The sequence below is a fragment of the Escherichia sp. 10290 genome, assembly GCF_030295155.1.
Taxonomy (GTDB): domain Bacteria; phylum Pseudomonadota; class Gammaproteobacteria; order Enterobacterales; family Enterobacteriaceae; genus Escherichia; species Escherichia coli_F.
Window position 1 is genome coordinate 4,274,252 of record NZ_AP025741.1, and the last position, 20,953, is coordinate 4,295,204.

At 52.8% G+C, this 20,953-nt stretch carries 18 protein-coding genes; 3 read left to right on the plus strand and 15 right to left on the minus strand.

Annotated features, from left to right (window positions below; all coding sequences use genetic code 11):
* Nucleotides 1-9 precede the first annotated feature (9 nt).
* The 5 genes from glgA to asd form a co-directional block, all read right to left on the minus strand.
* Nucleotides 10-1,443, minus strand: coding sequence for a glycogen synthase GlgA (glgA, locus tag QUE74_RS21630; RefSeq protein WP_001197646.1), 1,434 nt, complete (start codon nt 1,441-1,443; stop codon nt 10-12).
* A complete protein-coding gene (gene glgC / locus QUE74_RS21635; RefSeq protein ID WP_000253975.1) occupies nt 1,443-2,738 on the minus strand; it encodes a glucose-1-phosphate adenylyltransferase in 1,296 nt (431 codons plus the stop codon). The genes glgA and glgC overlap by 1 nt, the downstream gene beginning before the upstream one ends.
* A 17-nt stretch (nt 2,739-2,755) precedes the next feature.
* Nucleotides 2,756-4,729: a glycogen debranching protein GlgX gene (gene glgX, locus QUE74_RS21640; RefSeq protein WP_000192514.1), complete on the minus strand. Its 1,974-nt coding sequence runs from the start codon at nt 4,727-4,729 to the stop codon at nt 2,756-2,758.
* Entirely contained in the window at nt 4,726-6,912 is a 2,187-nt protein-coding gene (gene glgB, locus QUE74_RS21645) for a 1,4-alpha-glucan branching enzyme (RefSeq protein ID WP_001283722.1), read from the minus strand. Before glgB ends, glgX begins: the two co-directional genes overlap by 4 nt.
* A 272-nt stretch (nt 6,913-7,184) precedes the next feature.
* Nucleotides 7,185-8,288 carry an aspartate-semialdehyde dehydrogenase gene (gene asd / locus QUE74_RS21655; RefSeq protein ID WP_000799946.1) on the minus strand — a complete coding sequence of 368 codons (1,104 nt, stop codon included), beginning with the start codon at nt 8,286-8,288 and terminating at the stop codon, nt 7,185-7,187.
* A 192-nt stretch (nt 8,289-8,480) separates the two neighbouring features.
* On the opposite strand from asd, the gene yhgN reads away from it, so the two are divergent.
* A complete protein-coding gene (gene yhgN, locus QUE74_RS21660; RefSeq protein ID WP_001002544.1) occupies nt 8,481-9,074 on the plus strand; it encodes an NAAT family transporter YhgN in 594 nt (197 codons plus the stop codon).
* A 56-nt stretch (nt 9,075-9,130) separates the two neighbouring features.
* On the opposite strand, the gene gntU is transcribed toward yhgN, so the two are convergent.
* The 5 genes from gntU to QUE74_RS21685 all read right to left on the minus strand — a co-directional run bounded on the left by gntU (nt 9,131) and on the right by QUE74_RS21685 (nt 14,210).
* Complete coding sequence (gene gntU, locus QUE74_RS21665) at nt 9,131-10,465, minus strand: gluconate transporter (RefSeq protein WP_000210105.1); 1,335 nt, start codon at nt 10,463-10,465, stop codon at nt 9,131-9,133.
* Between the two features lie 3 nt (nt 10,466-10,468).
* A complete protein-coding gene (gene gntK / locus QUE74_RS21670; RefSeq protein WP_000108321.1) occupies nt 10,469-10,996 on the minus strand; it encodes a gluconokinase in 528 nt (175 codons plus the stop codon).
* 139 nt (nt 10,997-11,135) lie between these two features.
* Nucleotides 11,136-12,131, minus strand: coding sequence for a gluconate operon transcriptional repressor GntR (gene gntR, locus QUE74_RS21675; protein WP_000730248.1), 996 nt, complete (start codon nt 12,129-12,131; stop codon nt 11,136-11,138).
* Between the two features lie 223 nt (nt 12,132-12,354).
* Nucleotides 12,355-13,050 carry a quercetin 2,3-dioxygenase gene (gene yhhW, locus QUE74_RS21680; protein WP_000639821.1) on the minus strand — a complete coding sequence of 232 codons (696 nt, stop codon included), beginning with the start codon at nt 13,048-13,050 and terminating at the stop codon, nt 12,355-12,357.
* A gap of 122 nt (nt 13,051-13,172) precedes the next feature.
* Nucleotides 13,173-14,210, minus strand: a complete 1,038-nt coding sequence (locus QUE74_RS21685) for an oxidoreductase (protein ID WP_000236296.1) — start codon at nt 14,208-14,210, stop codon at nt 13,173-13,175.
* Between the two features lie 333 nt (nt 14,211-14,543).
* Between QUE74_RS21685 and yhhY the strand changes: the two genes are divergently transcribed.
* A complete protein-coding gene (gene yhhY / locus QUE74_RS21690) occupies nt 14,544-15,032 on the plus strand; it encodes an N-acetyltransferase (RefSeq protein WP_001355005.1) in 489 nt (162 codons plus the stop codon).
* Nucleotides 15,033-15,081: 49 nt separating this feature from the next.
* Here yhhY and ggt read toward each other — a convergent pair whose 3' ends face one another.
* Nucleotides 15,082-16,827, minus strand: a complete 1,746-nt coding sequence (ggt, locus tag QUE74_RS21695) for a gamma-glutamyltransferase (protein ID WP_000595122.1) — start codon at nt 16,825-16,827, stop codon at nt 15,082-15,084.
* A gap of 119 nt (nt 16,828-16,946) precedes the next feature.
* On the opposite strand from ggt, the gene QUE74_RS21700 reads away from it, so the two are divergent.
* The gene (locus tag QUE74_RS21700; RefSeq protein ID WP_000826138.1) at nt 16,947-17,387 is read left to right on the plus strand and encodes a DUF2756 family protein; all 441 of its coding nucleotides are present in this window, start codon (nt 16,947-16,949) and stop codon (nt 17,385-17,387) included.
* Here the strand turns inward: QUE74_RS21700 and ugpQ are convergent.
* Genes ugpQ through ugpA form a run of 4 tightly spaced genes read right to left on the minus strand, consistent with a single transcriptional unit; the run spans nt 17,374 to nt 20,915 of the window.
* Entirely contained in the window at nt 17,374-18,117 is a 744-nt protein-coding gene (gene ugpQ, locus QUE74_RS21705) for a glycerophosphodiester phosphodiesterase (protein WP_000073567.1), read from the minus strand. The two genes, QUE74_RS21700 and ugpQ, sit on opposite strands and share 14 nt — an antisense overlap.
* Nucleotides 18,114-19,184: a sn-glycerol 3-phosphate ABC transporter ATP binding protein UgpC gene (gene ugpC / locus QUE74_RS21710; RefSeq protein WP_000907775.1), complete on the minus strand. Its 1,071-nt coding sequence runs from the start codon at nt 19,182-19,184 to the stop codon at nt 18,114-18,116. Before ugpC ends, ugpQ begins: the two co-directional genes overlap by 4 nt.
* Before the next feature lies 1 nt (nt 19,185).
* Complete coding sequence (ugpE, locus tag QUE74_RS21715) at nt 19,186-20,031, minus strand: sn-glycerol-3-phosphate ABC transporter permease UgpE (protein ID WP_000572164.1); 846 nt, start codon at nt 20,029-20,031, stop codon at nt 19,186-19,188.
* On the minus strand, nt 20,028-20,915 hold the full coding sequence (gene ugpA, locus QUE74_RS21720; RefSeq protein WP_000099289.1) for a sn-glycerol-3-phosphate ABC transporter permease UgpA: 888 nt from the start codon (nt 20,913-20,915) through the stop codon (nt 20,028-20,030). The genes ugpE and ugpA overlap by 4 nt, the downstream gene beginning before the upstream one ends.
* Nucleotides 20,916-20,953 lie beyond the last annotated feature (38 nt).

Sequence of the window (20,953 nt, forward strand, 5' to 3'; positions counted from 1 at the left end):
TCCTGAAAACTATTTCAAGCGATAGTAAAGCTCACGGTACGACTTCGCCGCGACCTGCCAGCTAAAATCCATTGCCATAGCCTGACGTTGCACAAACCGCCACAGTGAAGGACGAGACCACAGTACAAAAGCACGTCGAATAGCCCGTAACAGCGACCAGGCATTACTATCTTCAAAGACAAACCCACTGGCGACGCCATCTGCAAGGTTCTCAAGAGAACAGTCAGAAACCGTATCAGCAAGCCCACCGGTGCGCCGCACTAACGGCAGCGTACCGTACTTCAATCCATAAAGTTGCGTTAAGCCGCACGGTTCAAAACGGCTGGGCACCAGAATGACGTCCGCGCCGCCCATAATGCGATGCGAAAATGCTTCGTGATAGCCAATCTGAACGCCCACTTGTCCGGGATATTCCGCAGCCGCGGCAAGGAAACCTTCCTGCAACACCGGATCACCCGCGCCGAGTAGCGCCAGCTGTCCGCCCTGCTCCAGAAGGCCTGGTAAGGCTTCCAGCACCAGGTCGAGACCTTTCTGGCTGGTCAGACGGCTCACCACTGCAAAAAGCGGCACTTTATCGTCAACCTTAAGCCCCATTGCGATTTGTAACTGGCGCTTATTCTCCGCTTTATCTTCCAACGTATCGCGGGTGTAACGCGAGGCCAACAGTAAGTCCGTCTCTGGACTCCAGATTTTTTCGTCCACGCCGTTTAGTACGCCGGAAAGACGCCCTTCACGGTGACGCTGCTGCAACAGACCTTCCATACCGTAGGCAAACTGCGGTTCGGTGATCTCGCGAGCGTAGGTCGGGCTGACCGCCGTAATATGATCGGCATAGTACAGACCAGCCTTCAGGAAAGAGATTTGTCCGTTGAATTCCAGCCCATGAATATTAAAGAATGACCATGGCAATTGGATGTCATTCATGTGATGTGCATAAAACATGCCTTGATAGGCCAGGTTGTGCACAGTAAACACCGACTTCGCCGGACGCCCGCGCGCCGCCAGATACGCAGGCGCAAGGCCCGCATGCCAGTCGTGCGCATGCACCACATCAGGGCGCCAGAATGGGTCAAGCCCGCTGGCCATTTCTGCCCCAACCCACCCAAGCAGCGCAAAACGCAATACGTTGTCAGTGTAGGCAAATAAGTTGGTATCGTGATACGGGCTTCCCGGACGATCATAGAGATGCGGCGCGTCAATCAGGTAAATGCCAACCCCGTTGTAATGGCCGAACAACAGCGTGATATGCCCTGCGAAGGTATCACGGCGAGATACCACCTGCGCATCGGTTACGCCACGGCGAATATCGGGAAATGCAGGCAACAGTACGCGAGCGTCAACGCCGTCTGCGATTTGTGCTGCGGGTAATGCCCCAATAACATCAGCCAGACCGCCGGTTTTAAGCAGCGGGAACATCTCTGAACATACATGTAAAACCTGCATTATCGCTCCTGTTTATGCCCTAACTTCCGTAGCATTTCGCGCGTTACCAGCACGATGCCTTCTTCTGAACGATAGAAACGACGTGCATCTTCCTCTGCGTTTTCACCAATCACCATGCCTTCCGGAATAACACAAGCACGATCAATGACGCAGCGGCGCAGACGGCACGAGCGACCTACCCATACTTCCGGTAACAATACGGCGGAATCAATGTTGCAGAATGAATTCACGCGAACGCGCGAGAACAGAACGGACTGCACCACCACCGAACCGGAGATCACACAACCGCCGGAAACCAGTGAGTTAAGGGTCATCCCGTGGCTACCGGAGCGATCTTGCACGAATTTCGCTGGCGGTAATGATTCATTGTAGGTGCGAATTGGCCAATTGCGATCGTACATATCCAGTTCCGGCACCACTGATGCCAGATCGAGGTTCGCTTTCCAGTAAGCTTCAAGCGTACCCACATCGCGCCAGTACGGCTCGGCATCCGGGTCGGATTGTACGCAAGAGAGCGGGAACGGGTGCGCATAGGCCAGACCGGCTTCGGTGATTTTGGGAATCAAATCTTTACCAAAGTCGTGGCTGGAGTTCTCATCGCGATCGTCTTCTTCCAGCAGTTCATACAGATAGTCGGCGTCAAAGACGTAGATACCCATGCTCGCCAGAGATTTGCTCGGATCGTTCGGCATTGACGGCGGGTTAGCGGGTTTTTCAACGAATTCGATAATTTTATCGTTCTCATCAACCGCCATAACGCCAAATGCGGAGGCTTCTTCAATCGGTACAGGCATACAAGCGACGGTGCAACGTGCGCCTTTTTCGACGTGGTCGATAAGCATACGCGAGTAGTCTTGCTTGTAGATATGGTCGCCCGCCAGGATCACCACATATTCCGCTTTGTAACGGCGAATAATGTCGAGGTTTTGCGTGACCGCATCTGCGGTGCCGCGATACCAGTTTTCCCCTTTCATTCTCTGCTGCGCTGGCAACAGATCGACAAACTCGTTCATTTCTTCATTGAAGAATGACCAGCCGCGCTGAATGTGCTGCACCAGAGTATGGGACTGGTACTGGGTGATCACGCCCATACGACGGATCCCGGAGTTGATGCAGTTAGACAGTGCAAAGTCGATAATGCGGAACTTACCGCCGAAGTGTACGGCCGGTTTTGCTCGCTTATTGGTTAAATCCTTCAGGCGGGTACCACGTCCTCCCGCCAGTATCAGGGCAACAGATTTCAATGGCAGCTGGCGCGCCAACATTAAGTGATCGTTCTTCTCTAAACTAACCATGACTAACTCCTTTTTTATCATCTCTGGAACACACACAATCCGTGTGCAGGTCCCTGCCAGACAGCCGTAATCACTGGGTTATCCTCTCCAGCGAATGGGGGAATGGCGTGCCACTCCCCAGCAGGTAAAACAATCTCTGTTACCTCAAGCGTGGCGTTAATTGCGATCAAAAAGCGATCCGAGAGCAGAATTTGCAGCTGTTTCGGCCCGTTTTGCCACTCATCCGTGCTTAAAGGTTGAGCATATCGATTTAGCCAACGGACATTGCCGTCGCCTTCTTCCCACCAGCGATTCTCCACCAAAGCGGGAATGCGCTTGCGCAGATGGATTAACGCGGCGGTAAATGCGGTTAAACCACTGCTTGCCTGCGACCAGTCCAACCAGGTTAATTGATTATCCTGACAGTAGGCATTGTTATTGCCATGCTGGCTATGACCATGTTCGTCACCGGCCAGTAACATCGGCGTACCCTGGGAGAGCAACAACGTTGTTAACAGGGCGTGAATGCTGTCGCGCCGCCGTTCAACCAGGTCAAGAGTACCGCCTAATCCTTCTTTACCATGATTGTTACTGTAATTGTTGTTGGTCCCGTCGCGATTTTCTTCTCCGTTTGCTTCATTGTGTTTATGGTTGAAGCAAACGCAGTCGCGAAGCGTAAAACCGTCATGCGCGGTGACGAGATTAATCGCGGCACTCGGCAGACGACCATTACGTTTAAAAACATCGCTGGAGGCAGCAAAACGCCCGGCAAACGCCCCCAGAGGCAAATCATAATGCAGCCAGAAACGACGGGCAGCATCACGGAAATGATCGTTCCACTCAGCAAACAATGGCGGGAAATTTCCCACCTGATAACCACCAGGCGCAATATCCCACGGTTCGGCAATTAACTTCACCTGCGAGAGCACCGGGCAGTTCTGAATTGCGGTAAACAACGGCGCATCCTGACGAAACTCAGGCGTACGGCCCATGACTGCTGCCAGATCAAAACGGAAACCATCGACGTGGCAGGTTTCTACCCAATAACGCAGGCAGGCGCTGGCATAATCCACCACCGCCGGATGACTCAAATTGAGCGTGTTGCCACAGCCTGTCCAATTGTGATAATCACCGTCTTCTCTTATCCAATAATAGCTACGGTTGTCGATCCCACGCAGAGAGAATAACGGACCGTCGAGGTCCAGTTCCGCACTATGGTTAAGCACGATATCAAGAATGACTTCGATACCCGCTTTATGCAGTGCTTTGATTGCATCGCGAAACTCATTCAGCGCCGTTTCTGGCGAGCAGGCATACGCCGGATGCAGCGCAAACATCGCTACCGGGTTATAGCCCCAGTAGTTACTTAACCCCATACGTTGCAGGCGTGGTTCGCTGGCAAATTGTGCCACCGGCAGCAACTCCAGCGCAGTAATGCCCAACTGTTTCAAATAGTTGATCATCACCGGATGCCCCAGGGCTTTATAAGTGCCGCGGATATCGACGGGGATCTCCGGGTGCAGATACGTTAATCCTTTGACATGGGCTTCATAAATGATAGTGCTGCCCCACGGCGTGCGCGGCGGGGCATCATCCTCCCAGTCATAGTGATCAACCACCACTACACATTTCGGCGCAATGGCGGCGTTGTCGCGATAGTCAGGTTCATTATGACCTGCGTGCAGCAGCGGGTTATCTTTAAACTCCCCGTCAATTTGCCGCGCGCAAGGATCAATCAACAACTTCGCCGGGTTAAAGCGATGTCCCTCGGCGGGTCGCCAGGGGCCATGAACGCGATAACCATAACGCAAACCCGGACGCGCATCCGGCAGATAACCGTGCCAAATGTCGCCACTGTGCCCTGGCAAGTCATAGCGATGTTCCTGGCCATTGGCGTCAAAGATACACAGTTCTACCCGCTCGGCATGAGCGGAGAAAAGTGTGAAGTTGACGCCCTGACCGTCGTAATGCGCGCCGAGGGGTGCGGGTTTGCCAATGGCGAGTTGTGTCATTCTGCCTCCCGAACCAGCCAGATAGTGGCCAGCGGTGGTAGTGTCAGGCTTAGTGAATGCTGACGACCGTGGCTGGCAATCTCATCGCTGTGTACCGTGCCGCCATTGCCTGCATTACTGCCGTGATAGTGCATGGAATCGGTATTGAGGATCTCACGCCATTTACCCGGCTGGTTAATGCCAAAGCGATAATCATGACGCGGCACCGGAGTAAAGTTACTGGCAACGATGATTTCGTTACCCTCTTTATCGCGACGCACAAAGATCAGCACCGAGCGTTCTTTGTCATCCACCACCAGCCATTCAAAACCGTACGGGTCAAAATCCAGTTCATGCATCGCTTTATGGTGGCGGTAGGTGAGGTTCAGATCGCGCACCAGACGCTGGACACCGTGGTGCCAGTTATCGCCGCCTTCCAGCAGATGCCAGTCGAGGCTGGCGTCATGGTTCCACTCGCGGCCCTGGGCAAATTCGTTCCCCATGAACAGCAGTTTCTTGCCCGGGAATGCCCACATCCAGCCATAGTACGCGCGCAGGTTAGCGAATTTCTGCCATGCGTCGCCTGGCATCCTGTCGAGAATCGATTTTTTACCGTGGACCACTTCATCATGCGACAACGGCAGGACGAAATTTTCAGTGTAGTTGTAGAGCATCCCGAAGGTGAGCTTACCGTGATGATACTGACGATAAATCGGGTCGAGCTTCATATAGTCCAGGGTGTCATGCATCCAGCCGAGATTCCACTTGTACCAGAAGCCCAGACCGCCCATGTCCTGCGGACGAGAAACGCCAGGGAAATCGGTAGACTCCTCAGCCATTGTCACCGCACCGGAAACCTGCTCACCAAGAATACGGTTGGTATTACGCAAGAATTCAATCGCTTCAAGATTCTCGCGCCCGCCAAATTCGTTCGGGATCCACTCCCCCTCTTTGCGGCTGTAGTCGCGATAAATCATTGATGCCACAGCATCGACGCGCAGCGCATCAATACCAAAACGTTCGATCCAGTAAAGTGCATTACCGACAAGGAAGTTACTGACTTCACGGCGACCATAGTTGTAGATCAGCGTATTCCAGTCCTGATGGTAGCCTTCGCGCGGATCGCTGTGTTCATACAAGTTCGTGCCATCAAATTCGGCAAGCGCAAAGTCATCGGTCGGGAAGTGGCCTGGCACCCAGTCGAGAATCACGTTCAGACCAGCTGCGTGTGCGGCATCAATGAAATAACGGAAGTCGTCGCGGGTACCAAAACGGCGGGTCGGCGCATACAGGCCGGTTGGCTGATAACCCCAACTACCATCGAACGGATGCTCGTTAATGGGCAGCAGTTCGAGGTGGGTAAAGCCCATCCATTTAGCATAAGGCACCAGTTGATCGGCCAGCTCGCGGTAGCTCAACCAGAAATTGTTGTCGGTGTGGCGACGCCAGGAGCCCAGGTGAACTTCATAAATAGAGATTGGCGCATCAAACTGATTCGCTTTTTTGCGCTCTTCAGTCTGCACAACCTTTTCCGGCAGCCCGCAAATAAGAGACGCGGTTTCCGGGCGCATTTGCGCTTCGAAAGCATAAGGGTCGGACTTCAGACGCAAGTTGCCATTGGCATCAATCATCTCGTATTTATAGAGCTGACCGTTATGCGCCCCAGGGATAAACAGTTCCCAGATGCCGCTCTCTTTACGCAGGCGCATCGGGTGACGGCGACCGTCCCAGTAGTTGAATTGACCGACTACCGAGACCCGGCGGGCGTTTGGAGCCCAGACAGAAAAACGCGTACCCGTGACGCCATCCATAGTATCTGCATGCGCGCCTAAAGTTTCATACGGGCGCAGGTGAGTACCTTCAGATAATAGCCAGGCATCCATTTCCTGGATTAGCGGACCAAAACGGTAAGGATCATCAATCAGGTTTTGCTGACCATGCCAGACAACAGCCAACTGATAGCGGAAAAAATTCTTACGCCGCGGAATGACGCCGCTAAAGAATCCACGTGAGTCGAGACACTCCAGTTTTGCGAGTTTGCGCCCGGTTTTCGGTTCAATCACCCACACATCGGTAGCGTCGGGTAAAAGGGCACGGACTTCCAGTCCCGCGGTGGTTTTATGCATTCCCAGTACGGAAAAAGGATCCGCAAAATGGCCTGCAATTAGCGCGTTAATCACGTCTCTATCGATACGATCGGACATGCTTGTCTTCCTGTTTTATTGTGTCACCCCATCCAACTGGATTTTTGACTTCTGGTTGTGACATTTTTTTGACCTGAACGGCGCAGCACTCTGTGCATCCTCTCTGCGTCGTCCTCACTTCAGGTAAGGCTGTAAATACTCTTGTATTCCGCCACCCTTAAAGAATAGCCAATGCTCTATTTAACTCCCGGTAAATCATGAAACATCTGCGCTTACTCCTGTATTACGCACTAACAGGGGCGGCAACGCGCCCCAGATTTAATGAATAAAGATTACGCCAGTTGACGAAGCATCCGACGCAGCGGCTCCGCGGCCCCCCACAGCAGCTGGTCGCCCACGGTAAAGGCTGACAGGAACTCCGGTCCCATATTCAGCTTACGCAGGCGGCCTACCGGCGTGGTCAGCGTGCCGGTAACGGCAGCTGGGGTTAGCTCACGCATAGTGATTTCCCGATCGTTCGGAACGACTTTCGCCCACGGGTTGTGCGCAGCCAGCAGTTCTTCCACGGTCGGAATAGACACATCTTTTTTCAATTTAATAGTGAATGCCTGGCTGTGGCAGCGCAATGCCCCGACACGCACACATAAACCATCTACCGGAATTACGGAAGATGTGTTGAGGATCTTGTTAGTTTCCGCCTGCCCTTTCCATTCTTCGCGGCTCTGACCGTTATCGAGCTGTTTGTCGATCCACGGAATCAGACTTCCTGCCAGCGGCACGCCAAAGTTATCCACCGGCAGCTCACCGCTACGGGTTAAAGTTGTGACTTTGCGTTCGATATCGAGAATAGCAGAGGACGGGGTCGCGAGTTCATCTGCCACATGGCCATACAGATGGCCCATCTGGGTTAATAACTCACGCATATGTCGCGCACCACCGCCGGAAGCGGCCTGGTAGGTTGCAACGGACACCCAATCAACAAGATCATTGGCGAATAAACCACCCAACGACATCAACATCAGGCTTACGGTACAGTTACCGCCAACAAAAGTCCTGATGCCATTATTTAATCCGTCGGTAATGACGTCCTGATTGACGGGGTCAAGAATGATGATGGCGTCATCTTTCATGCGCAGAGATGATGCTGCGTCAATCCAGTAACCTTGCCATCCGCTTTCACGAAGCTTTGGATAGATTTCGTTGGTATAATCGCCGCCCTGACAGGTCACAATGATATCGAGGGCCTTTAGCGCCTCCAGATCAAAGGCATCCTGAAGTGTGTCAGTGGTTCCGCCAAAAGACGGCGCAGCCTGACCAAGCTGAGAAGTAGAAAAGAAGACAGGGCGAATGGCGTCGAAGTCGCGCTCTTCAACCATGCGTTGCATGAGAACGGAGCCGACCATACCGCGCCAGCCGATAAAACCAACATTTTTCATAAGCGTTTTTTTCCTGCAAAGATGTGTGCTGTATAAATGTGCCGGTCTCCTCGTGGCACATCTTTCACCATACAAAAAGCAGCCAAAGTCGCAAGTGAAATTAATCAATGATAGCGAAGCCATCAGTAATGCGACTTATCCTGCTTTGTTAGCACGCAGAAAGTCCGCGGCAATTATCAGGGAATTTGAGTTATGAATGAAATCATTTCTGCAGCAGTTTTATTGATCCTGATTATGGATCCGCTCGGAAACCTACCTATTTTCATGTCCGTACTGAAACATACTGAACCGAAAAGACGGCGGGCAATCATGGTGCGAGAGTTGCTTATTGCTCTCCTGGTGATGCTGGTGTTCCTGTTTGCGGGTGAGAAAATTCTGGCATTTCTTAGCCTGCGGGCAGAAACCGTCTCCATTTCTGGCGGCATCATTCTGTTTCTGATCGCCATTAAGATGATTTTCCCCAGTGCTTCAGGAAATAGCAGCGGGCTTCCGGCAGGTGAAGAGCCGTTTATCGTGCCGTTGGCAATTCCGTTAGTCGCCGGGCCGACTATTCTCGCCACGCTGATGTTGCTGTCTCATCAGTACCCGAATCAGATGGGACATCTGGTAATTGCTCTGCTGCTGGCCTGGGGTGGCACCTTTGTCATCCTGCTACAGTCTTCGCTATTTTTACGTCTGCTGGGCGAGAAAGGGGTGAATGCACTTGAACGCCTGATGGGATTGATTCTGGTGATGATGGCAACTCAGATGTTCCTTGACGGCATTCGAATGTGGATGAAGGGGTAACGAGGAGAGTTTTTCGAAAAGAGCCCGGTAGCGTCACAACTACCGGGCGAACAAACTTAACTCAACAGCTGGAACGCAATCATCCCGACGATGGCACCAACGGTGCCGAGGATGGTTTCCATCATGGTCCAGGTTTTCAGCGTTTCGGCTTCGGTCGCGCCGGTAAATTTACCGAACAACCAGAAACCGGCGTCGTTAACGTGGCTGACAACAATCGAACCACCGGCGATACAAATCGACAGCGCCGCCATTTGCGCACCGGAGTAGTTCAGTTGTTCAATAACCGGCATCACCAGTCCTACCGCCGTTAAACAGGCAACGGTGGCAGAACCCTGAATGATGCGCACTGCAGCTGCCAGCACGAAGCAGGTGATGGCAATCGGCAGGCCCATGCCGGTTAACGCTTCGCCCAGCGCCGGACCTACGCCAGAGTCAACCAGCACCTGTTTGAACACGCCGCCTGCACCAATCACCAGCAGAATAATCCCCGCCGGTTGCAGCGCGTGACCGCAAATCTCCATCACTTTGTCTTTCGGCATACCCTGACGCATCGCCAGGCCGTAAATTGCTACCAGGCAAGCGACCAGAATTGCGGTAAACGGATGACCGATAAACTCGAACCATTCGTAAGCGGTAGAGCCTTCCGGCACAAAACGCGCGGCAATGGTTTTCAGCCCCACCAGCGGCAGCAGGATCAGCGACAGGCTGAATCCGAAGGACGGCATTTTGCCTTCGCCGAGATGCGGTTCGCTGATATCGTCAGGAATATGCAGCTCCACGTAGCGGCTGATGAAATTACCCCACAGCGGCCCGGCAATAATCATTCCCGGGATTGCCGCACACAGGCCAATCAGGATCATCCAGCCAAAGTCAGCGTTCATCTGCGATGCCAATAGCATTGGCGCAGGCCCCGGCACCAGGAACGCCGCCGCTGCCGCCACGCCTGCGAATAATGGGATTACCAGTTTCACCAGGTTCGTACCGGTGTGGCGCGCCATTGAGAAAGCAACGCTAATCAGCAGAACAATCGCCACTTCAAAGAACAGCGGTAGCGCACAGACCAGACCCGCAAGGCCAATGGCATAATGCGCACGACTGTGACCGAAGGATTTGAGCATTTTGACGGCAATCTGATCGACTGCGCCGGTTTCATGTAAGATCTTGCCAAACATGGCTCCCAGGGCGACAACTACCGCCAGGAAGCCGAGGGTGCCTCCCATCCCTTTTTCCATCGTCGCTGCGATTTTATCGAGCGGCATACCGGAAAAAAGGCCAGCCCCCATAGACACCACCATCAAAGCCAGGAAAGCGTGCATACGCGCCTTCATGACTAAAAACAGCAGCAGTAAAACAGACCCTACTGCTGTTAAAACAAGCGTTAATGTAGTCACTACTTATTTGCCTTTATTAATAACCTCAATGGTGCTTGCCACAACACCTTCCAGCGGTTGATCGATATCCACCACCAGTACATCGGTTTCGTCCGCACCCGGCTCCTGCAGCGTTTCAAACTGCGTCACCAGCATTTGGGTTTTAAAGAAATGGCCTTTGCGCGCTTTCAGACGGCTTTCAATTACATCAAAATCGCCTTTCAGGTAGATGAAAGAGAGATTCGGATTACCTTCACGCAGCAGGTCGCGATAGTGCTTTTTCAGTGCAGAACAGACGATCAGCGACACTTTATTGGTGCGCTGCATGGCAAACGCGGCGTCGTTAAGCGCCTGTAACCATGGTTTGCGATCGTCGTCGTTCAGCGGTTCGCCAGACGCCATTTTTTCGATATTGCAGCGCGGATGGAGGAAATCGCCATCAAGAAACGCGGCATGAAGTTGATGCGCCACTTCACTGGCGACTGCAGATTTGCCGCTGCCCGATACGCCCATCAAGACGTAAATGTGGTGATCATGGTTAGTCGTGCTCAAAGTGGTGCCCCCACAATACAAGAATCAGAAAATGTTACGGGTAACTGTTATCGGTAACATTGTCCAGCCGGACAAAAACAGAAGCAATATCCATCCGTGCCTTAAGTGTATAAGTGTGAGCTACTTCAAATTTGTGAGCTTAAATAGATCCGCCCGGTGACAAGGTGAAACCTAAATCTAACATTTTCGGTGTCACAGATTCGCCACGAATACGCGCCAGCAGGCGCTCAGCGCCAATGCTGCCCATCCGCTCACGCGGCGTCAGCACGCTCGCCAGCCGTGGCTCCATCACCTGACCAATGTCATGACCGTGGAAACCGGCAATCGCCATATCGTCAGGAACTTTCAGCCCCAGACGCTGACATTCAAACGCCGCGCCGACCGCCAGGTCATCATTAGTACAAAATACGCCATCCAACTGCGGATATTCCCGCCGCGCCTGGCGAATCAGTTCAATACCGGAAGAGTAAGAAGAAGATTGCTCGACCATCACGCTATACGGCACCAGGCCTGCATCCAGCATCGCCTGCTCATATCCCTTCTGTTTGATGATAGTACGTTCGTCGAGGCGTGCGCCGAGATAGGCAATGTGACAATGCCCGCGAGCAATAATGGCGGTGGTCATCTGGCGTGCCGCTTCAAAGTTATCAAAACCGACGGCGATATCGAGGCACGGCGACTTACTGTCCATCAGCTCCACCACCGGAATACCCGCTACTTCAATCATCTTTAAGGTGCGGGGCGTGTGGGTACGTTCGGTGAGAATAAGTCCGTCGATATTCCAGGAAAGCATTGATTCGAGGCGTTCTTGCTCCATTTCCGGTTTATAACCGTAGTGCGCCAGCATCGTCTGATAACCGTGTGCGTCCGTGACGCTTTCGATACCGCGTAATACTTCAGCGAAAACCTGGTTGGTGAGTGAAGGTAACAGGACTCCAATCGCCCGGCTGGTGGCGTTAGAGAGGATATCGGGTGCGCGATTGGGAATATAACCCAGTTCATCAAGAGCGGCGGCAATCTTGCCACGTAGAGCGACGGAAACCTGCTCCGGGTTGCGTAAAAAACGGCTGACCGTCATTTTGGTCACGCCAACACGGTCAGCCACATCCTGAAGTACGGGTCTTTTCTTTTTCATCGTCCTGAAGGTACAAAAGAGATAGATTCTCTTAGTTTAACACGGACGCATCAGAACCTTCCCGGAGAAAACAGTGCTTGTTTATAATTATTAGATATACACTAAATCAATTGCATCGCATTGTGCTAAAGACGCGACAAAACCCCGGTCGCGTACATCAGCACGCGACCGGGGCGAGCGATGAAGCCCGCAAAAAGGCAGGCTTCAAAAATGCCGTTAAGTTTTAAACCGGAGGCAGATCGAACAGTAACACTTCGCTGTCGCTGTCAGCGTGGATGGAGATTGCCTGCTCATCCCAGATTGCCAGACCATCGCTGGTCGAAGCTTTTACGCCGTTAATGGTGACATTACCTTTCACTACCTGAATCCAGACGCGGCGTTCAGCGGCAATCTGATGCACCGACTGCTCATCTTTTACCAGCGCCCAGCGGTACAGTTCCATATCCTGATACACTTTCAATGAACCATCACGCGCATCCGGCGAGAGCACCAGTTGTTTGCCCTGTACGGCATCAAAGCGACGCTGTTCATAACGCGGCGTAATACCGTTTTCTTCTGGCATGATCCAGATCTGATACAGATGCAGACGCTCGGTGCTGCTTGGGTTGTACTCTGAGTGACGAATACCCGTACCCGCACTCATAATCTGGAACTCGCCCGCCGGAACCTGCTCTTTATTGCCCATGCTGTCCTGATGCTCAACAGTACCTTCCAGCACGTAGGTCAAAATTTCCATATCTTTATGCGGGTGAGTGCCGAAGCCCTGCCCTGCTTCAATCACGTCGTCGTTAATCACGCGCAGCGCGGAGAAGCCCATAAAGTTCGGGTCGTAATAGTTGGCAAAAGAGAAAGTATGCCAGGAGTCCAGCCAGCCATGATTTGCATGACCACGTTCATTTGCTTTGCGTAAGTAGATCATTTGTATTCGCCCCCTGAATGATTTCGATGGGCTTAGTGTGGACCCGATCCGCCTGGGATGATAGAGGGTGAAAATTGACCCCTCTGTTCAAAAAAATTGAACTATTCGAGAGGTCATCAAACTTACTTCGCAAGAGTCACTGTGGAGGGAGAGGCTTGCTCAAAACCGCGTTCAAGGATTTCCAGATTGGTAAGAACTTCAGATTCCTTGACGTAATTTGGCGCCCCGCTGGTGATGGTTTGGTACAACGCATCATAAACGCGTCCGTAATCGCCCATCTCTGGCTTCATCTCTTCTCTGACCGTCACGCCCTCGTCATTGACATACTCCAGCACACCGACCGAATCATCCGCCGCGAATCCCGGTTCGCCGGGCATAATGTTAGCCTTCAGGCTGGTTTCCTGCTGGTCGATACCGTATTTAATAAACGAACCTTTCTTCCCATGAACGATAAATTTCGGATAATCGATTTTCACCAGATGGCTGGTTTTGACGATGGCTTTTAGATCGCCATAAAATAGCTGCGCTTCAAAGGTGTCGTCAGGATTGGCTTTATTACGCAGGCTGCGGATGTCATAAGCGACGTGATCCGGGCGACCGAACAGCGAGATAATCTGGTCCATCGTATGCACACCAAGGCCATAGAACGCGCCATCCTGCGGCAGTCCAGGTTTGGTTTCTGCCACTGGGCGGTAATAGTCAAAATGGCTTTCCACTTCAACAATCTCTCCCAGCTTGCCGCTTTCAATCGCTTTTTTCGCCGTCAGAAAACAGGAATCAAAGCGACGATTCTGATACGGCGTGACGGTCAGCCCTTTACTTTTCGCCAGCGCAAAAAGTTCTTTCGCCTGGGCAAGCGTCGGAGTAAACGGTTTTTCGACCAGCACATTTTTCCCAGCCTCCAGCGCGCGCTTCGCGTACTCGAAGTGGCTGTCCGCATGGGTGCAGACAACAACCAGCTTAACATCGGGATCGTTTAGTACTTCGTCGAGATCGCTGGTGAAATGGATATGAGAGTAAATGGGGGCCTGTTCTTCCGGCTTCGCATGGCGGCGAAAAATATGCGCGACATGCCAGCTATCCTTGCGGTTAAGTACATACGGCAGATGGTAACGGGTGGTGCTTTTGCCGAAGCCAATAAAGGCGCAGTTGATGACCATGATTTCGTCCTTTTTAAGGTGATTATTTACACCTTAGCGCAAAGCGGACGTGGTTCCTACTGGAGTGCGCATAACGATCACAAGCACTTCCCGTGGATAAATTGAAAACGAAAGATCAAAAAAAAAGCCAGCACCCGGCTGGCTAAGTAATACTGGAAGCAATGTGAGCAATGTCGTGCTTTCAGGTTCTCCGCGAGGGTCTTCCTGATCGCGAGACAATAATAATCATTCTCATTCGCACTTGTCCAACACTTTTTGCAAAAAAATGCATTTGACTCGCATTTGAAAGTCAATGATGTTGAAAGGGACATTTACCCCAAAGAGGACAAAGGAATGAGTGAGATAGTAATACGCCACGCAGAAACACGGGATTACGAGGCCATCAGGCAAATTCACGCCCAGCCGGAGGTGTATTACAACACGCTACAACTACCTCATCCTTCGGAAGGCTGGTGGCCAGAAAGATTGAAAGATCGCCAGGGATTTAAACAACTGGTTGCCTGCATTGATAGTATCGTGGTGGGTCATCTTTTCGTGGAAGCTTATCAAGGCCCACGTCGCAGTCATGTTGCAACTTTTGGTATCTGTGTTGACTCCCGCTGGCACAACCGTGGCATCGCCAGCGCCCTGATCCGCGAATTGATTGAAATGTGCGACAACTGGTTACGGATAGATCGTATTGAGTTGACGGTGTTTGCGGATAACGCCCCGGCAATCGCAGTCTATAAAAAATTCGGATTTCTCATAGAAGGTACCGGCAAAAATTACGCTTTTCGTAATGGCGAATATGTCGATGCGTATTATATGGCGCGGGTGAAATAGAGAATTTGTAATCTAAAAGCCCTCACCTACCGGGAGAGGGCTTAAGATATTAATACCCCGCCGTTAAATCATCTACCGAACGTGGGTCGGAAGCGCCATACAATTCGCCGTCCGGCCCAACCATAATGCTTTGTGTACTGCCCATCGCCTCTTTTAGCGCCACTTTCTGACCTTTTGCTTCCAGCAGCTTGAGCGTATCCGGGCTAAATCCTTTCTCGACACGCAGCTCGTCCGGCAACCACTGATGGTGGAAACGCGGCGCATTGGTCGCTTCGGCGACATTCATGCCATAATCGATGCTGTTCACCACCATTTGCAGCACAGTGGTGATAATCCGGCTACCACCTGGGCTTCCGGTGACCAGCCAGGTTTTACCATCCTTGACCACAATGGTTGGTGACATCGACGACAGCGGGCGTTTATTCGGCCCGACAGCGTTAGCATCACCACCCACCAGCCCGTAAACGTTCGGTACGCCCGGTTTGGCGGAGAAATCATCCATCTGATTATTAAGCAGAATACCGCTCTCACCCGCGACAATACCCGTACCGAAGGTGGTGTTCAGCGTATAGGTCACCGCCACCGCGTTACCGTCTTTATCCACTACAGAGTAATGGGTAGTTTGATTACTCTCATAAGGCGCAAGCTTGCCGGGGCGAATTTCGCTGGATGGCTTCGCTTTATTGATATCGATTTGATCAGCAATAGATTTGGCATAGGCTTTATTGGTCAGCGCCTGCCACGGTACTTTGACAAAATCCGGGTCGCCAAGATATTCCGAGCGGTCGGCGTAGGCGTATTTCTCCGCTTCTGCCATGATTTGCATCGCATCGGCGCTGCCAAAGCCGTATTTCTGCATATCGAAGTTTTCCAGAATATTGAGGATCTGTACGATATGGATCCCGCCGGAGGATGGCGGTGGCATGGAGTAAATCTGATACCCGCGATAATCGCCACTTATTGGTGTACGTTCGACCGCTTTATAGGCCGCTAAATCTTCTTTAGTGATCAAGCCACCGTTTTTCTGCATCTCCAGGGCGATCTGTTCCGCTATCGTGCCTTTGTAGAATTCATCCGGGCCGTTTTCGGCAATCATCTCCAGGCTCTTTGCCAGATTCGTCTGTACCAGCTTGTCGCCCTTTTTCAGCGGTTCGCCCTCTTTCCAGAAGATAGCTTTGCTGTTTTCGTGATTTGGTAGCACTTCACTGCCGTAGGTTTTGAGATCGTCTGCCAGCGCATCGTTAACGATAAAACCATCGCGTGCCAGTTTAAACGCAGGCTGCACAACTTTGTTCAGCGGCATGGTGCCGTATTTCTCCAGCGCCAACGAGAAGCCCGCTACCGTACCGGGTGTGCCAGAAGCAAGATGCGAAGTGAGAGATTTTTTGCTGTCCGGGTTGCCCTGATCATCAAGGAACATATCGCGGGTCGCTTTGGCGGGTGCCATTTCGCGGAAATCGATGGCGGTGGTATTGCCATCTTTAGTGCGGATCAGCATAAAACCGCCGCCGCCCAGATTCCCTGCCTGCGGATGTGTTACCGCCAGCGCGTAGCCCACTGCCACGGCAGCATCAACGGCATTCCCGCCCTGCTTAAGGATATCTACCCCCACCTGAGTGGCAGTGGCGTCCACAGATGCTACCATCCCCTGCTTCGCGCGTACCGGATGGAAGACATCCTCCTCCACGCCATACGAGACTGGCGGCGGCGCAGGTGGCGCGGCGACAGCACTAAAACAACTTCCTGTGAGCAGAGCAGCAATAGCCACCCGGCGTAAAAACGTCGGTTTTATCATCGTTATACTCCAGAGATTAAGGGGCAACCCCAGCTAAGCCTGGTATATAACTCTGAATTAATCCTGATGATTGCAGGAAAGGAGTAAACTTAAAGAATATCTTCAGAGGAGGATACGCGATGAAACGACTTCTGCTTTTGACGGCACTCCTGCCTTTTGTCGGCTTTGCACAGCCCATTAATACTCTGAACAACCCTAACCAGCCGGGGTATCAGATCCCCAGCCAGCAGCGGATGCAAACTCAAATGCAAACGCAGCAAATCCAGCAAAAAGGGATGCTGAATCAGCAACTGAAAACTCAGACGCAATTACAACAGCAGCATTTAGAAAATCAGCTTAATAGCAACTCGCAGCGGGTATTGCAGTCACAGCCGGGGGAGCTAAATCCCGCCCGGCAGCAAATGCTGCCCAACACCAACGGCGGGATGTTAAACAGCAACCGTAATCCGGATAGTTCGTTGAATCAGCAGCATATGTTGCCGGAGAGGAGAAACGGCGACATGCTGAATCAGCCCAGCACGCCGCAGCCTGATATTCCGTTGAAAACTATTGGGCCGTAAAGTTCGGGCCAATCACATCAATCGCATCGGTACAGATGCAATCCACGCCCCAGCGCAGCAACTCTGCCGCACGCTGGGGTTTGTTGACGGTATAAACCAGAATCCGTAATCCAGCGTCTTTCAACTGCATCACTCGCGCTTTATCGAGCAACTTATGATTGAGATGAATAGAGACGCAGCCCAGCCGCGTGGTCAGTTCGCGCCAGTCGTCGCGCCACTCATCCAGCAACAAACCGCGCGGCAGTTCCGGTGCAGCCTGGTGTGCGGCTTCTAAAGCATCAATCTCAAACGATGACAGCAGCGGCGGCGTCATACCAGCCCACAGTTCGCGCGCCGCCAGCGATACCATTTTGCCCGTTAATGGACCAGTGCCAGTGGTGGGTTTGATTTCAATATTTGCCATCATCCCATGTTCACGGCAGCGTTCCGCCACCTGCGAAAGCAACGGCAGCGGCTCACCTTTAAACGCTTTGCTGTACCAACTGCCTGCATCCACGCGCAGTAAATCCTGCCAGTTCAGATCGCCCGCGACGCCCCAGCCGTTGCTGGTGCGTTCGAGATTGTCGTCATGAAGCAGGAAGATCTCACCATCTTTCGATAACTTCGCGTCAAATTCGATCATCTTATGACCGTATTTTGCCCCAACGTCGATTGCCGCCAGGGTGTTTTCCGGGGCCAGTTTACCGCCGCCACGGTGGGCGACGATGCGGGGATAAGGCCAGTTACTCATACTCGTTGTCCTGTTTCACCATCAAAAAGATGCAGCTGATTTTCCGGCAGATGCAGCCACAGCGTGCTGCCTGTCGTCGGGCGCTCCTGATGCGCCAGTCGCACCACCAGCTTCTGTTCGCCCCAGCGTCCGTGCGCCAGGTTATCTGCGCCGAGGATCTCCAGCGTGTCCATCACCAGCGGTATGCCGCCTTCTGCCTGCGAGCTTAACGCAATATGTTCCGGGCGAATGCCAAGAGTCATTTTACGCCCGGCATACTGACGGTAGCCACCGTTTAGCGGTAGCGCGATACCGCCATCCAGTTCGAAATGCGTGCCTTCGTTATTCACGCGGCCTGTCAGCAGGTTCATCGCCGGACTGCCGATAAAACTCGCCACAAACAGAGTGGCGGGCTTTTCGTAGACTTCAACTGGCGTGCCAATCTGTTCGGCAACGCCGCCGTTCATCACCATAACCCGCTGAGCGAGCGTCATCGCCTCAACCTGATCGTGAGTAACGTAGAGTGAAGTCGTTTTCAGGCGACGGTGCAGTTGTTGCAGCTCAAGGCGCATCTGCACGCGCAGCTTGGCATCGAGGTTAGAGAGCGGCTCATCAAACAGGAACACCGCCGGATCGCGCACAATCGCGCGGCCCATCGCTACACGCTGACGCTGACCGCCAGAAAGCTCACGCGGACGGCGCTTGAGCAGGTCGTCCAGCTCCAGAATGCGCGCCGCTTCTTTAACACGCTCGGCAATTTGTTGCTTGCCCATGCCGCGAATTTTCAGCCCCCACGCCATGTTTTCTTCGACACTCATATGCGGATAAAGCGCGTAGTTCTGGAACACCATCGCAATCCCGCGATCTTTCGGCTCCATTTCGGTCACGCGTTGGTCGTTAATCCAGATATCGCCTTCGGTGACCCGCTCCAGCCCGGCAACCATGCGCAGCAGCGTGGATTTCCCGCAGCCAGACGGCCCGACCATCACGATAAATTCGCCATCCGCCACATCAAGGGTCAGCGGTTTAATGACCTGGGTTTTGCCATCCCAGCTTTTGGTTACTGCCTGTAATTTCAGTCCTGCCATCTTATTTCTCACTATCGACCAGGCCGCGCACGAAGGCACGCTGCATCACTAAAACAATCACCACCGGAGGGATAAGCGTTAACAACATCGCCGCCATCACCGAATTCCATTCCGTGGTGCCTTCGCCTGTAGCGATCATCCCTTTGATTCCTGCCACGGTGGTGCCGAGATCAACATCGGTAATAATCAACAACGGCCACAAATACTGGTTCCAGCCGTAAATAAAAGTGATCACAAACAGCGCCGCCAGATTGGTTTTCGACAGCGGAAAAACGATGTCGCAAAAGAAACGCATTGGTGATGCACCGTCGATCCGCGCCGCTTCCACCAGCTCATCCGGCAGCGTCATAAAGAACTGGCGGAACAAGAAAGTAGCGGTCGCAGAGGCCATCAGCGGCAGCGTTAAACCAGCGTAGCTGTCAAGCATTTTCAGGTTGGCGATGACTTCTACTGTCGGGAAGATACGCACTTCAACCGGCAGCATAAGGGTGATAAAAATCATCCAGAAGAAGAGGTTACGCAGCGGAAAACGAAACCAGACAATGGCAAATGCCGAGAGCATCGAGACGGTAATTTTGCCGAGCGTAATGCTGAACGCCATCACGAAGCTGTTAAGCAACATCCGCCAGAACGGCGCGCTATTTGTGCCTACCCCGTTCACCCAGATGTTGTGGATATTTTCCAGCAGATGCGTGCCGGGGATGAGCGTCATCGGCGCGGCGTAGACGGCCTGTTTATCCAGCGTCGCCGCGACAAACGCCACGTACAGCGGGAAGAGGATCACCGCGATCCCGAGGATCAGCATGGTATGGCTGAATATTGTCAGCCACGGACGGTTCTCAATCATTGGTAACGCACCTTGCTTTCAACATAGCGGAACTGCACCACCGTCAGCACGATGACGAGGAACATCAACACCACCGACTGCGCGGCAGATGAAGCCAAATCCAGTCCGGTAAAGCCTTCGCGGTAGATCTTATAAATCAGCGTCGTGGTGGCCTGTACTGGCCCGCCGGACGTGGCGGCGTCGATCACCGGGAAGGTATCGAAGAAGGCGTACACCAGGTTCACCACCAGCAGGAAGAAGCTCACCGGGGCGATAAGCGGCAGCGCAATCTTAAAGAAGCGGCGAATCGGGCCTGCACCGTCGATGGCTGCGGCTTCAATCAACGAACGGGGAATGGATTGCAGCGCGGCATAGAAGAACAGAAAGTTGTAGCTGATTTGCTTCCATACTGAGGCAAACACCACCAGGAACATTGCCTGACCGCTGTTTTGCGCATGGTTCCAGTCGTAGCCGAACTCAGCGAGAAAATGAGTGATCAGCCCGCGACCAGGGTTAAACAGGAAGATCCACAATACGGCGGCAACGGCGGGAGCCACGGCATACGGCAGCAGCATTAAGGTTTGATAGAAACGGCTGCCGCGCACGATATACTCCACCAGCGCCGCGAAGAACAGCGACACCAGCAAACCGCTGACCGTGACAAAGGTGCTGAATTTTATCGTCGTCCAGAAGGAGTCGAGATAGTAGCTGTCATGAAACAGCGTGACGAAGTTATCCAGGCCGACAAACTGGCTGGAAAAGCCAAACGGATCGACGCTTTGTAGCGAGTACCACAACGCTTCGCCCGCAGGCCAGATAAAAAAGATAACGGTGATGATAAGCTGCGGCGCGACCAGCAAATAAGGCAGCCAGCGCGAGCGGAACACCGGACGGGATGATGACATTACGGTTAATTCCTGAACTGTGCCGGATGCGCTTCGCT